General features: G+C 68.1%; 12 protein-coding genes and 1 pseudogene. 10 read left to right on the top strand and 3 right to left on the bottom strand.

Annotation, left to right across the window (positions count from 1 at the left end):
• The first annotated feature begins 56 nt into the window (after positions 1–56).
• From ACYQ07_RS08725 to ACYQ07_RS08710, 4 genes are all read left to right on the top strand, one after another.
• On the top strand, positions 57–821 hold the full coding sequence (locus ACYQ07_RS08725; RefSeq protein ID WP_459880006.1) for a DUF7537 family lipoprotein: 765 nt from the start codon (positions 57–59) through the stop codon (positions 819–821).
• A 710-nt stretch (positions 822–1,531) separates the two neighbouring features.
• Positions 1,532–1,960 (top strand): 30S ribosomal protein S12, encoded by a 429-nt coding sequence (locus ACYQ07_RS08720; protein WP_004599087.1) that lies wholly within the window; start codon positions 1,532–1,534, stop codon positions 1,958–1,960.
• Positions 1,957–2,613, top strand: a complete 657-nt coding sequence (locus ACYQ07_RS08715) for a 30S ribosomal protein S7 (protein ID WP_459880002.1) — start codon at positions 1,957–1,959, stop codon at positions 2,611–2,613. The genes ACYQ07_RS08720 and ACYQ07_RS08715 overlap by 4 nt, the downstream gene beginning before the upstream one ends.
• A 63-nt stretch (positions 2,614–2,676) precedes the next feature.
• On the top strand, positions 2,677–4,062 hold the full coding sequence (locus ACYQ07_RS08710; RefSeq protein WP_459880000.1) for a PQQ-dependent sugar dehydrogenase: 1,386 nt from the start codon (positions 2,677–2,679) through the stop codon (positions 4,060–4,062).
• A gap of 9 nt (positions 4,063–4,071) precedes the next feature.
• Here ACYQ07_RS08710 and ACYQ07_RS08705 read toward each other — a convergent pair whose 3' ends face one another.
• The 3 genes and pseudogenes from ACYQ07_RS08705 to ACYQ07_RS08695 form a co-directional block, all read right to left on the bottom strand.
• On the bottom strand, positions 4,072–5,448 hold the full coding sequence (locus tag ACYQ07_RS08705) for a metallophosphoesterase (RefSeq protein WP_459879998.1): 1,377 nt from the start codon (positions 5,446–5,448) through the stop codon (positions 4,072–4,074).
• Positions 5,449–5,685: 237 nt separating this feature from the next.
• A pseudogene (locus tag ACYQ07_RS08700) lies at positions 5,686–5,874 on the bottom strand (PAS domain-containing protein); the annotation flags it as partial.
• Positions 5,875–5,978: 104 nt separating this feature from the next.
• Positions 5,979–6,710, bottom strand: coding sequence for a DUF5781 family protein (locus ACYQ07_RS08695; RefSeq protein WP_459879995.1), 732 nt, complete (start codon positions 6,708–6,710; stop codon positions 5,979–5,981).
• Positions 6,711–7,005: 295 nt separating this feature from the next.
• Between ACYQ07_RS08695 and ACYQ07_RS08690 the strand changes: the two genes are divergently transcribed.
• The 6 genes from ACYQ07_RS08690 to ACYQ07_RS08665 all read left to right on the top strand — a co-directional run bounded on the left by ACYQ07_RS08690 (position 7,006) and on the right by ACYQ07_RS08665 (position 13,487).
• Positions 7,006–9,195, top strand: a complete 2,190-nt coding sequence (locus ACYQ07_RS08690) for an elongation factor EF-2 (RefSeq protein WP_459879992.1) — start codon at positions 7,006–7,008, stop codon at positions 9,193–9,195.
• 267 nt (positions 9,196–9,462) lie between these two features.
• Positions 9,463–10,128 carry an amino acid-binding protein gene (locus ACYQ07_RS08685; protein WP_459879989.1) on the top strand — a complete coding sequence of 222 codons (666 nt, stop codon included), beginning with the start codon at positions 9,463–9,465 and terminating at the stop codon, positions 10,126–10,128.
• A complete protein-coding gene (locus tag ACYQ07_RS08680) occupies positions 10,125–11,108 on the top strand; it encodes a homoserine dehydrogenase (protein WP_459879984.1) in 984 nt (327 codons plus the stop codon). Before ACYQ07_RS08685 ends, ACYQ07_RS08680 begins: the two co-directional genes overlap by 4 nt.
• Before the next feature lie 266 nt (positions 11,109–11,374).
• Positions 11,375–12,640, top strand: a complete 1,266-nt coding sequence (gene tuf / locus ACYQ07_RS08675; protein ID WP_459879981.1) for a translation elongation factor EF-1 subunit alpha — start codon at positions 11,375–11,377, stop codon at positions 12,638–12,640.
• 3 nt (positions 12,641–12,643) lie between these two features.
• Complete coding sequence (gene rpsJ / locus ACYQ07_RS08670; protein WP_004048854.1) at positions 12,644–12,952, top strand: 30S ribosomal protein S10; 309 nt, start codon at positions 12,644–12,646, stop codon at positions 12,950–12,952.
• 220 nt (positions 12,953–13,172) lie between these two features.
• Positions 13,173–13,487, top strand: a complete 315-nt coding sequence (locus ACYQ07_RS08665) for a nucleoside triphosphate pyrophosphohydrolase (RefSeq protein ID WP_459879979.1) — start codon at positions 13,173–13,175, stop codon at positions 13,485–13,487.
• Positions 13,488–13,729 lie beyond the last annotated feature (242 nt).

The following is a 13,729-nucleotide window of genomic DNA, read 5'->3' as shown; positions in this document are numbered from 1 at the left end:
TCAGCGTGCGAGACCGCACCCGTCACCTTTTCAGTCGCGCCCGCTTTCTCGCAGCCATGCAACGACGACGGCTACTCGCGGGACTCGGCGCCGGGCTCGCGGTCGGGCTGGCCGGATGTGGCGACGACGCGGGCGAGGCGCCGCCGGACGTCGACTGGCTCGACGACGGCGCGCTCGACGCGGAGACACTCGTGGAGACGCACGCCGACGCGCTGGTGGACGCGGGGAGTTTCACGCTGTTCTCGACGGCCGAGACCGACCACGAGGGCGAAGAAGAGCCAAGCCGGTGGCTCCCCTCGCAGGAGTACGAGGCGGGGTTCTCCGTCGACCCCCGTCGACAGTACCTCAGACAGGAGGCGCTGGACGGGGCGGCGTCGGTGTCGGCGGCGTACATCGCCGACGGCGAGGCGTTCTACCGGGAGGTCGCCGGCGACCAGGAGGCGTTCCATCGGGAGACGGTCGACCAGTCGGACGCGGCGTTCGAGGCGACGTACCGTGAGGACGCGCTCGCGGGCGTGCGCGGACTCGACGGCTGGAACATGACGTTCGTGGAGACGGTCGACGACGGCGAGACCCTGCGACTCACCGCGGACGCGTTCGACGGCGATGTCGACGTGCCCGACGAGGTCGACGCCGCGGAGGCGACGCTGTTCGTCACGGTCGACGGCGTCGTTCGCGAGCTCGTCCAGCACTGGGAGGGTGCTCAGGAGGGGATCCCTGCCGAGTCGACGATCACGATCGAGTTCCGCGACGTGGGCGAGACGCCGGTCGACGAGCCCGACTGGGTGGCCGAGGCGCGTGAGGAGACCGACGGCGAATAGGTGGTGTTGGGGTTCTGTGTGGTCGGTGTGGACGCGACGACCGCTGGCGTCGACGTTCCCCGTTGCTCCTTATAAGCGGTTGATGCGGTGAGTGCGACGGCGAACGCCTGCGACGATTCTGCTTGCTCCTTTTGAGTGGACGGTGCGAGTGTGACGGTGAGCTTGGTGAACAGGGCCGTCAACACCCCAGCCGGCTCCTTATAAGCGAGCTGAGAGGTTTAAGAGGTGAGCACGACGACGCACGCCTGCAAAGCCCCAGCCGGCTCCGGTCGAGGGGCTCGCTGCGCTCCTCGCTCTCCGCACCACCCGCTGCGGTGCTTACGTCGCCCGTCTTCCCGGAGCCGGCTGCCCCTTTGAGTCCCACCCCGCCCAGCACCGCAACCGCACCTCACGCCTCCCCAGCCTCGGCAGGCGGGCGCCGGCGGGAAACCGCTCCGCCGGCGACCGCTGCCTCCCTCGCGCTCCGGCTCGCGCCCTTAAGAGGGCGCTCGCCGGGCGCGCCACGGCTTTTAAACGTCTATGGCGGCGAATCACCGAAATAACGGGCTCTCACGGCGGCTTACCCGCTCAACGGTCAGGAGCGGCCGTCGTTGCGTGTGCGTGCGAAACTGCCTCAGATCGGCGGAGAGGTACCGCTCGGCGGATCTGAGGCCGTTTCGGCGCTCGCAAAGGACGACGCTTAAGTAGCTCCGTTTGGAAGTGAGAGTACGATGGCGAACGGCAAATACGCGGCCCGTAAGCTCAAAAAGGACCGGCAGAAACGACGCTGGTCCGACTCCGAGTACGCTCGGAGAGAGCGCGGGCTCAAAAAGAAGTCCGACCCGCTCGAGGGTGCGCCGCAGGCCCGCGGCATCGTCCTCGAAAAGGTCGGCATCGAGGCAAAGCAGCCGAACTCGGCGATCCGAAAGTGTGTCCGCGTTCAGCTCATCAAGAACGGGAAGCAGGTCACCGCGTTCTGTCCCGGTGACGGCGCTATCTCGTTCATCGACGAGCACGACGAAGTCACCATCGCCGGGATCGGCGGGGCGAAGGGTCGCGCGATGGGCGACCTTTCCGGTGTCAACTATAAAGTCGAGAAGGTCAACGGCGTGTCGATGATCGAACTCGTTCGCGGTAACGCGGAGAAACCCGTCAGATGAGCGGGGACGAGTCCGAGATCGAGGCCGAGGAGGAGCCCGAGGTCGCGCCCGACGAGCCGGAGCCGGACGCGCCGGCCTCCAGCGAGGCGGCCAACCAGAACGCGAAGCTGTTCGGTCAGTGGGACGTCACCGAGATCGCGTACGCGGACCCCTCGACGAAGCGCTACATGACCGTGACCCCCATCGCCCACACGATGGGCCGTCACGCGTCCAAGCAGTTCAAGAAGTCCGAGATCTCGCTGGTCGAGCGGCTCATCAACCGGCTGATGCAGACCGACGAGAACACGGGCAAGAAACAGCAGGCGACGCGCATCGTGCGTGACGCCTTCGACATCATCCACGAGCGCACGGAGGAGAACCCGGCGCAGATCCTCGTCACCGCCGTCGAGAACGCGGCGCCCCGCGAGGAGACCGTCCGCCTCAAGTACGGCGGCATCTCCGTCCCGAAGGCGGTCGACGTCGCGCCCCAGCGCCGCGTCGACCAGGCGCTGCTGTTCATCTCCGACGGCGTCGCCAGCGCGACGTACAAGACGAGCACCTCCGCGGCGGAAGCGCTCGCCCAGGAGCTGATCGCCGCAGCCGACTACGACGTGCAGACCTACTCCATCTCGCAGAAGGAGGAGCGCGAGCGCGTCGCCGCCGCGGCCCGCTAACGCGGTCCACCACGTTCCTTTCGCGAACAGCACGCTTTAGCCGCCGCTCTCCCAATTGCGACCATGCGACTGGACCGACGCGCGTTTCTCGCCGCCGGACTCGCGGGAACCGCCGCGCTCGCCGGCTGTGCCGACGAGGAGCCCTCCGAAACGAACGGGGATCCGGGCTCGGGTTCCGGATCCGACACCGAAACCCCGGTCCCCGACGCCGACTACGACCGGTCGGTGGACCACGATCTCGAGGCGTGGGACGGCTACGACCCGGACTGGGACCCGCCGACTGGGACGCCACCGACGAACGTCGAGGTCGAACCCGTCGTCGAGGGGTTGGAGGTGCCGTGGGACCTCGCGGTCGCGCCCGACGGCGACCTGTTCGTCTCCGAGCGCGTCGGCCGGATCGTCCGGTACGACAGCGAGGAGCTCGCGGCGGTGACCGTGCCCGGCGACGTGATCGACCACGCGGACTCCATCGCCCCCGGCGAGGAGGATGGCTGGTGGGAGGGCGGGAGCGAGGGCGGGTTGATGGGGATCGCGGTCCATCCCCGGTATCCGGACGTACCGCTGGTGTATGCCGTCTACACCTATCAGGCGGGCGAAGAGGAGTATCGGAACCGCGTCGTCCACTACGACGTGAGCGCCGACGACCCGGGCGAGACGGAGACGGTCGTCGTCGACGCCATCCCGGGCCACCGGCTCATTCACAACGGCTCGCGGATCGCGTTCGGGCCGGCGAACTACCTCTGGGTGACGACCGGCGACGCCGACGAACTCGACCTCCCGCCGGACCCGAACTCGCTGGCCGGGAAGGTGCTTCGGCTGGAGCCTGACGGGAGCCCGGCACCCGATAACCCCGACCTGGGTGGCGACGACCGGGTGTTCTCGGTCGGCCACCGCAACCCGCAGGGGATCTCCTTCCTGCCGGACGGGTCGCCGGTGACCACCGAGCACGGCGAGGCCGCACGCGACGAGGTCCACGTGCTTCGCCCCGGCGACGACCACGGCTGGGGGCCCGAGGAGGAGGCGGCCCGCGACGGGGACACGTATCCGGGGACGGAGTTCGCCCGCCCGGTGGCCCACTCCGGAACCGGCAGGACGTGGGCGCCGTCGGGGTGCGTCTTCACGACTCCCGATGCGCCGCAGGGGTTTCAGCGCAGACTGCTGTTCGGCGGGCTCGTCTCCCAGCAGGTGACCGTCGGCACCATCTACCCGCGCGGCGGCGAGGCCACGCCCGACGCCGACGGCGGCGATCGGCACGACGCCGACTGGACCGACGAGGAGTACGATGCGGTCACTCACGCGCTGCTTGAAAACGAACTCGGGCGCGTCCGCCACGTGGAGGAGGGGCCGGACGGGAGCCTCTACGCGCTCACCTCGAATCGTGACGGGCGAGCGGAGGGCGACTTCCCGACCGAGGCCGACGACCGGATCGTCCGGATCTCGCGACGCTGACGCTGCGGGCTACTCGTTTCGTGCGGTGTCGTCGTCGGTGCTTCCGCTCGGATCGTATCTCGCACCGTCGGGCAGTGGCTCGTCGGGTGCGCGGCCGACGGTCAACAGCCGCTCGGTGAGCGTTAGCTCCTCGGGCGCGGGACTCGGCTTTTCGACCGACTCGTACGTCACGTCGATGGCGCCATCGTCGGAGCTTCCGGCGTCAGTTCCCCCGTCGTCGGTGCCTCCGTCGGCAGCGATCCGGACCACGGGGATCCGGTAGGAGGGGTAGAAGACGGGCGGGAGGATCCCGATCACGCCGTCCCGCCGGTGGAGTCGCTTGAGCCAGGTCCCCGTGTTCACGAGGAGCCCGCCGTCGAGCTCGCGACACTTCGGACGGTGGGTGTGGCCGTAACAGAAGACGGCGGTCTCGGGATTCTCGTCGAACACCTCTCGGGCCGCCTCGCGGTAGGGGTGTTCGGCGTCGACGGTGAGGTCGGTCTCCAGCACGCCGAACCGCTCGATCGTCTGCTTGAAATCCCGTTTCAGGAAGTAGTAGGGGATGTACACGAGCAACAGAAGTCCGACGACCGCGACGTTGACGACGAGCAGGTAGTAGACCGCGGTGCCGGCGATGCCGAACCCGCCGAGGAACGCCGTCGTGCGCGCGATCGGCATGTCCCAGACGCCCGCCAGGTCGAGGCCCGCGCCGACCGCGATCAGCGCGCTCAGGTTGAACAACAGCAGGAAGGGGACGAGCGCGTACCGCAGGGCGGGGTTCATCTCCCGGTAGAAATACTTCGAGAACAGCCAGACGGGCATCCGCTCGGTGGGGGTGACCGCCTGTACGTCTTTCAGCCAGTTGAACCGGCCGCGGTCGGAGAGCTTCCCCGCCCGGCTCGTCACGTGGGTGTTGTAGTAGTAGCCGAGCGGCGTCGACGCCGGGTTCCCCCAGTCGTCGATCCGGTTGTTGGGGTCGCGCTGGTGGCCGTGCTCGAAGTGGATCGCGGCGTCGCCCACCCGGCGCTCGACCGACTGGCCCTGGACGAGTTCGACGTTGTACTCGGCCAGCCGGTCGACGTACGCGTCGTACGCCGCGAGCTCGTGGTCGTGGTTACCGGGCAGCAACGTCACGTCGACGTTCTCGCCGGCGCGGCGGAACGCGTCGAGGATCTCCGGGTACGCCTCCTCGATACTGTCGAACTTCTCGACGCCCTCGACGTCGGTGATCTCCCAGAGACCGAACGCGTCGCCGTTGACGACGAGCTCGGCGTTCTCGTCGGTTTCGGCGAGCCGGTCGAGGAACGTCATGAGCTCGTCGCGGAACTCCACCTCCTCCAACTGTTCGTCGCCGCCGATGTGGAGGTCGCTGATAACGTAGTAGACCCTGTCGTCGGCGTCTGGCATCGCCCCGAGTTCTCGCGTCACAGGCAAAAATCCGTTGGCGGCGGGGGATTCGTCGGACCGCACCCGCCAGCCCGGCTCTCCCTAGCGGGCGACCCACGGCTCGCCGTCGTCGGCCGCCGCCGGCGTCGGCGCACGGACCTCGAAAACGGCGCCGGGAGCGCGCTCGACGCCGCGCTCGCCGCGCTCCAGTTCGTCGAGGTCCTCGCGGAGCCGGGGCATCTCCAGCGAGCCGCTCGGCTCGTCGGGATGGACGCACTCGAGTAAGTCGTCGCCGACGAGCGTCCGTCGGTCGACGCCGAGCACGTCCCCGGTTGCGGGTCCGGCGAACAGCACCTCGCCGTCGACGGCGACGGCCGAGAGAAAACGGTCGGCTGCGCTTCCGCCGTCGGCGGAATGAACGGACCGCCCGGTCGGTTGCGAGGACATGCGTCGTTACTCGAACTCTCCTATCGGGCGGCATAGGCTTTCCTTCCGAATATCGACCCACGATAATCAGGGGACTATCGACGGACGGGGACGTGTTGGAATTCTCACACCGCGTAGGCTCGGGTGGTCGCCACCAGCGCCTTCCGGTAGTCGCTCTCGGACGGGTCGGGGCCGAGCGAGAGGAAGCGCCGGCGAAAATCGTCGACGTCCACGGTTGGCGCGTCGCTGCCGGCCGCTCGCGCGAGGTCGTAGAGCCGGTGGTCGCGGTCCGCGAGGTCGTGGCGCTCGACGAGCGCCAGCGCGAAGGCGGCGTTGACCGCGGTGATCTCCGGATCCGCACCGGGCGTCGCCGGCTCCGAGTCGGGGCGTGGCGGGGCCGGACGGTCGGCGACCGCCGTCGCCAGCGTCGACTCCAGAAAGCCGAGCAGCTTGTCGGCCGGGGCGACCGAGAGGGTGAGGTCGTCGGCGTACACGTCCTTCATGTGGTTCGCGATCTGGTAGCAGTGAGTGAGCTTGCGGCGCTCGACCTGCTCGCCGGCGAGTCCGAGATACAGCGCTTCCTCCGTGGACTGGATGTGGGAGGCGTGGCCCTCCTCGTAGCGGGCCATGTGGGAGAGTTCGTGTACGGCGAGCTCGCGGGCCATCGCGCTGGTCGCGGCCCGTCGCGAGACGTTGAGCACGTGGTGGTCCGCGTAGTGGCCCGCCCAGGTGCGCTCGTCGGGGTCCTCGCGCACGCGAACGTAGACGGGCTCCGAGAGCGTGTACTCGGTCTCGAACAGGTCGGCGGCGCCCAGGAACGGATCGGGGGGTACGTCCCCCTGTACGTGCAGGTCCATGCGTACTGTTGACACGCCCCGGGCAAATAAGGCTCTTGCGTCGATGATTTATAAGCCTCTCCGCCGATTCCGTCAGGCCGGCAGAGCGTCCCGCCGGCGAGCGCGTTCGGAGAGACGTCGGCGCGTCTCGGCTGTGGGCGTGGGTCGAGGGGGTCGGCGACCGCCGGCACGTCTCGCCGGCGTCAAAAGCGTGCGAGCGGTCCACACGAAAGCGGGCCTCAGGGGGCCGATCCCTCGAAATCGGCCGGAGAGAAACACTACCCTTTTGACCCCGCTGGCGGTATGAGTCGGTATAATGGGCCGACGAAAGAAGATCGTTCAAGAGTGCGAGCGGTTGATGGACAATCCGGAGCACATCCGGAACATCGCCATCGCCGCCCACGTCGACCACGGCAAGACGACGCTGTCCGACAACCTGCTGGCCGGCGCCGGCATGATCTCCGAGGACACGGCGGGCGAGCAGCTCGCGATGGACACGAAGGAGGACGAGCAGGAGCGTGGGATCACCATCGACGCGGCAAACGTTTCGATGACCCACGAGTACGAGGACACCAACCACCTCATCAACCTGATCGACACCCCCGGCCACGTCGACTTCGGTGGCGACGTCACCCGCGCGATGCGCGCGGTCGACGGCGCGCTCGTCGTCGTGGACGCCGTCGAGGGCGCGATGCCCCAGACGGAGACGGTGCTGCGGCAGGCGCTCCGCGAGGGCGTCAAGCCGACGCTGTTCATCAACAAGGTCGACCGCCTCATCTCCGAGCTCCAGGAGGGGCCCGAGGAGATGCAGGAGCGGCTGATGTCCGTCATCGCCGACGTCAACGAGCTGATCTCCGGCATGGCAGAGAACATGGACGACATCCCGACCGACTGGACGGTCTCCGTCGAGGAAGGGACCGTCGGCTTCGGGTCCGCCCTCTACAAGTGGGGCGTCTCCATGCCGTCGATGCAGCGCACCGGGATGGACTTCGGCGACATCATCGAGATGGAGCGGTCCGACAACCGCCAGGAGCTCCACGAGCGGACGCCGCTTTCGGACGTCGTGCTCGACATGGTGTGTGAGCACTTCCCGAACCCGGTCGACGCCCAGCCCCGTCGTGTCCCGCGCATCTGGCGCGGCGACCCGGAGACCGAGCTGGCCGAGGACATGCGGTTCGTCAACGAGGACGGCGACGTCGTCTTCATGGTAACGGACATTTCGATGGACCCGCACGCCGGCGAGATCGCCACCGGCCGCGTCTTCTCCGGCACGCTGGAGAAGGGCCAGGAGCTGTACGTCTCCGGCACGGCGGGCAAGAACCGCCTCCAGAGCGTCGGCCTCTTCATGGGGTCCGAGCGCGAGGAAGTGGAGCGCGTCCCTGCGGGGAACATCGCGTCCGTCACCGGACTGCGTGACGCCATCGCGGGTTCGACCGTCTCCTCCGTCGAGATGACGCCGTTCGAGTCGATCGAGCACATCTCGGAGCCGGTCATTACGAAGTCCGTCGAGGCACAGAACATGGACGACCTGCCGAAGCTCATTGAGACGCTCCAGCAGGTCGCCAAGGAGGACCCCACCATCCAGATCGAGATCAACGAGGACACGGGCGAGCACCTCATCTCCGGTCAGGGTGAGCTTCACCTCGAAGTGATAACCCAGCGTATCCGCGACAACCAGGGCATTCCGGTCATCACCGGCGAACCGATCGTCGTCTTCCGCGAACAGCCCCAGGAGACCTCTCGGGAGGTCGAGGGGCAGTCGCCGAACCGCCACAACAAGTTCTACCTCACGGTGGAGCCGATGTCCCAGGAGATCGTCGACGCGATCCAGCTCGGCGAGGTCTCGATGGACATGCCTGAACTGGAGCGCCGCGAGGCGCTCCAGGAGGCCGGCATGGACAAGGACACCTCCCAGAACGTGGAGGACATCCACCGCACCAACATCCTCATCGACGACACGAAGGGGATTCAGCACCTCAACGAGACGATGGAGCTCGTTCTGGAGGGCCTTCAGGACGCGCTCGACGACGGCCCGCTCGCCGCCGAGCCGGTCCAGGGGTCGCTGTTCCGCCTGCACGACGCGAAGCTCCACGAGGACACCATCCACCGTGGTCCCGCACAGGTCATCCCCGCCGTCCGCAACGCGGTCCACCGCGCGCTGATCGACGGCGAGGTCCGCCTGCTGGAGCCGATCCAGAACGTCCGCATTGACGTGCCGTCCGAGCACATGGGCGCGGCGTCCGGCGAGATTCAGGGTCGACGTGGCCGCGTCGACGACATGTACCAGGAGGGTGACCTCATGGTCGTCGAGGGTATCGCACCCGTCGAGGAGATGATCGGCTTCTCCTCCGACATCCGCTCGGCCACCGAGGGTCGCGCGTCGTGGAACACGGAGAACGCCGGCTTCCGCGTGCTCGTCGACAATCTCCAGCGCGACAAGATCATGGAGATCCGCGAGCGCAAGGGTATGAAGCTCGAACTGCCCTCGTCGATCGACTACATCTAACGCGGCACGCGCCGCGTCGGTCGGTCGCGAACTGCGGTCCTTCTCTCTTTCCACTCTCTGTGGCCCCCACCGCCAGCAACGGCGCCGGCGGCCACTTCCACACCGAACCATGCGCTTCGTTCACACGACCGCAGGAGAGGCAACGCCTGCCAGCGCCGAAGGCTTATACCGCTTGCCGCGACTCCGTTTGGGCATGCAGACGAGCACGACTCCCGCTCGGCGCATCGGCACGGAGCCACGCAGCGACGGCGCCGCGCCGACAACAGGATGCGGCCGGGGCGGGCGCGTGCGGGGCGGGCGGTCGTGCGGACGTGCGGGAGGCGCCGGTGCGCGCCCGGAGGTGGGCGCGTGAGCGACGACGCCGCGGCGCTCGCGGGCGTCGACGGGCGGCCGGCCGAGACCGACGGCGGGCGCGAGGCGACCCCCTCGACGCACACGGTGCGGCTGGAGCTGGTCGATGAGCCGGGCCAACTGCTGGCGGCGCTCCACCCGATCGCGGACAACGGCGGGAACCTCCTCTCCATCTACCACGAGCGGGGGAACAAGACGCCTCGCGGCCACATCCCGGTCGAGGTGGACTTCGAGGCGACGCCGGCGCGGTTCGACGACATCGTTGAGGCGCTGCGCGACGAGGGCGTCAACGTGATGCAGGCCGGGACGGAGGAGTACGCCGAGGAGCTCACGCTGCTCGTGTTCGGCCACCTGATCGACACGGACCTCTCCGACACCCTCCGCCGGATCGAGGAGTGTGCGTCGGCGTCGGTCGCCGACGTGTCGCTGGCGGCGCCGAAGGGGACCGAAGAGTCGTCGAGCGCTCGACTTCGGCTGGAGGCGCGCGCCGGCGAGACGGCGGAGGCGCTGTCGGCGGTGCGCTCCATTGCCGAGGAGAAGGGGCTTCGGTTGGTCGCTCCGCTCACGGGGGTGGAGGCGTGAAACTCGCCGTCATCGGTGCGGGCGCCGTGGGGCGCTCCGTTACCGAGCTAGCCGGCGAGTACGGTCACGAAGTCGTCGCGCTCGCGGACTCCTCGGGAGCGGCGCTCGCTGCGGAAGACGGCGGCGGAGCAGCCCTCGACGTGGACGCCGCGCTCGCGCACAAGGCGGAGACCGGGACGGTCGGCGAGGCCGACCCGGCGGACGCGCTGGCGGCCGACTACGACGTGTTGGTCGAGGCGACGCCGACGACGCTCGGCGACGCCGAACCCGGATTCTCGCACGTGCGGACCGCCCTGGAGCGGGACCGCAACGTCGTGTTGGCCAACAAGGGGCCGGTCGCCGAGCGATTCGGCGACGTGCAGGGGCTCGCGGCGGAGAGCGCGGGCGACGTTCGCTTCGAGGCGACCGTCGGCGGGGCCATCCCGGCGGTCTCGACGGTCGAGGACATCGAGCCCGGACACGTTACCGCGGTGCGGGGCGTGCTCAACGGAACGGCGAACTTCATCCTGACGCGGATGGCCGCGGAGGGGCTCGACTACGAGCACGTGCTCGCGGAGGCACAGGACCTCGGCGTCGCGGAGGCGGACCCCTCCTTCGACGTGGACGGGACGGACGCCGCGCTCAAGTGCGTCATCCTCGCGAACGTGCTCTCGTTCGGTGCGGCCGACGACCCGGCCGACGCCCGCGAGTTCACGCTGGCGGACGCGGACGTCGAGGGGATCCGCGACATCCCCGGCTCCGCGCTCCGGCTGGCGGCGGAGGACGGGCGGACGGTCCGGCTGATCGGCGAGGCGACGGGCGATTCGGTGCGCGTCGCGCCGCGGCTAGTCCCCGAGAACGGCACGCTCGCGGTGACCGGCACGCAGAACATCGTCCAGATAGAGACGAGCCACGCCGGCCGGCTCAACATCTCCGGGCGCGGCGCGGGCGGCCCCGAGACGGCGAGCGCCGTGTTGGGCGACGTGGGACGGCTGGAGTAGTTCCGGGGAGCCCTGAAGTCGCCCTCGCGGCGTCGCGGTCATCCGTAGTCGACGCCGCGCGCCGGCGCGCGACGGCGCCGCAGTCGACGCCTTTCCCCGTGACGAGCCCGCCGAGCGCGACGACCCCCGCGTGTGCCTCCTTCGCATGTGGCGTGGTGCCACAAACCGACGGACGGCGCCGGGGTCGTGTGTGACGCGTATCGAAACCGTTTTAGTGCAAACTAGCGAAAACATTCCCACAGAGCGCCTTAGCGCGTGATTACACCATGAGTGACAAACCGCACCAGAACCTGGCCATCATTGGCCACGTTGACCACGGGAAGAGTACCCTCGTGGGCCGACTCCTCTACGAGACAGGGAGCGTCCCCGAGCACGTGATCGAGCAGCACCGAGAGGAGGCCGAGGAGAAGGGCAAGGGTGGCTTCGAGTTCGCCTACGTCATGGACAACCTCGCCGAGGAGCGAGAGCGCGGTGTCACCATCGACATCGCCCATCAGGAGTTCGACACGGACACCTACTACTTCACCATCGTCGACTGTCCGGGCCACCGTGACTTCGTGAAAAACATGATCACGGGTGCCTCGCAGGCCGACAACGCGGTGCTCGTCGTCGCGGCCGACGACGGCGTCGCGCCCCAGACCCGAGAGCACGTGTTCCTGGCCCGCACGCTGGGCATCAACGAGCTCATCATCGGCGTCAACAAGATGGACCTGGTCGACTACCAGGAGTCCAAGTACAACGAGGTCGTCGAGGAGGTCAAGGACCTCCTCAACCAGGTCCGCTTCGCGACCGACGACACGACGTTCGTGCCGATCTCGGCGTTCGAGGGCGACAACATCGCCGAGGAGTCCGAGAACATGCCGTGGTTCGACGGCGACATCCTCCTCGAGGCCCTCAACGACCTGCCCGAGTCGGAGCCGCCGACGGACGCGCCGCTGCGTCTCCCCATTCAGGACGTGTACACCATCTCCGGTATCGGGACCGTCCCGGTCGGACGTATCGAGACCGGCGTTCTCGCGACGGGCGACAACGTCTCCTTCCAGCCGTCCGACGTGGGCGGCGAAGTGAAGACGGTCGAGATGCACCACGAGGAGGTGCCCAAGGCCGAGCCCGGTGACAACGTCGGGTTCAACGTCCGCGGCATCGGCAAGGACGACATCCGCCGTGGCGACGTCTGTGGCCCGGCCGACGACCCGCCGAGCGTCGCTGAGACGTTCAAGGCGCAGGTCGTCGTCATGCAGCACCCCAGCGTGATCACCGCGGGGTACACGCCGGTCTTCCACGCGCACACCGCACAGGTTGCGTGTACGATCGAGGAGATCAACCAGAAGATCGACCCGTCCTCGGGTGAGGTCGCCGAGGAGAACCCGGACTTCATCAAGTCCGGCGACGCCGCGGTCGTCACCGTGCGCCCGCAAAAGCCAATCAGCATCGAGGCTTCCGGCGAGATCCCGGAGCTCGGCAGCTTCGCCATCCGCGACATGGGTCAGACCATCGCGGCCGGCAAGGTGCTCGAAGTCAACGAGCGATAATCGATGCAGCAGGCACGCGTCCGCCTCGCCGGCACGAGCCCCGAGGACCTCGACGACATCTGCGACGACGTCCGCGAGATCGCGGACTCGACGGGGGTTGCCCTGTCGGGCCCGATCCCGCTGCCGACGAAGACGCTCGAGATCCCGTCGCGTAAGTCCCCGGACGGTGAGGGGACGGCGACGTGGGAGCACTGGGAGATGCGCGTTCACAAGCGTCTGATCGACATCGACGCCGACGAACGCGCGCTCCGTCAGCTGATGCGCGTCCAAGTGCCCAACGACGTCAGCATCGAGATCGTTCTCGAAGACTAAGCGCTAGGGCGCAGTTGCGCCACGCTCTCCCTTTGTTTTTGTTCGCGCAGCCGTGGCTGTACGCGGTGGGTCGCGGAGCGTTCCTCGTGGTCAACGTCGAGCGCGCTCGCCGGCGAGCGCGGCGAACCGCGCCAAGACCACGCCGAGCGCGACTCGCGTCGTTCGGGAGCGGGCCGTGCGACCGACAGTTTTCTGAGAGAGTCGGGGCTACCGGCAGTATATGGCCCGGGAGTACGACAAGCTGGTTCGCGACGAGATTCCGGCGATCATCGCGGCGAACGGCGAAACGCCGCCCACCCACGAGGTCGACGGTGAGGAGTACTCGGAGCGGCTGGTCGAGAAACTCGCCGAGGAGGTTGCGGAGTATCGGGAGAGCCGGGAACTCGACGAGTTGGCGGACGTGCTGGAGGTCGTCCACGCGATCCGGAAGGTCCGTGGCATGACCGTCGAGGAGCTCGCGGAGCGACGGGAACGGAAGGCTGACCAGCGCGGGCGCTTCGACGACGGCGTGGTGCTCGACCGCGTCGAGCCCTGACTCGACCGGCTTATAAGCGATCGCGTGTGGTATCGGAGCAGGAGTGGGAGAGAACATCTCCTCATTCTCTGTCGCCTCCTTATAAGTGGTTGACAGAGTGAGCACGGCGGCGAACACCCATAAAGCCCCAGCCGGCTCCTTTTAAGCGGATTGCGTGGGGAGTACGACGGCGAACACCTGCAGCGCTCCAGTCGGCACCTTATAAGTGAGTTGTGCGGTTGCTGTGGTGAGCACGGCAGCGA

This window comes from Halorubrum gandharaense (assembly GCF_054654575.1).
This window is presented reverse-complemented; position numbering and strand designations above follow the sequence as displayed.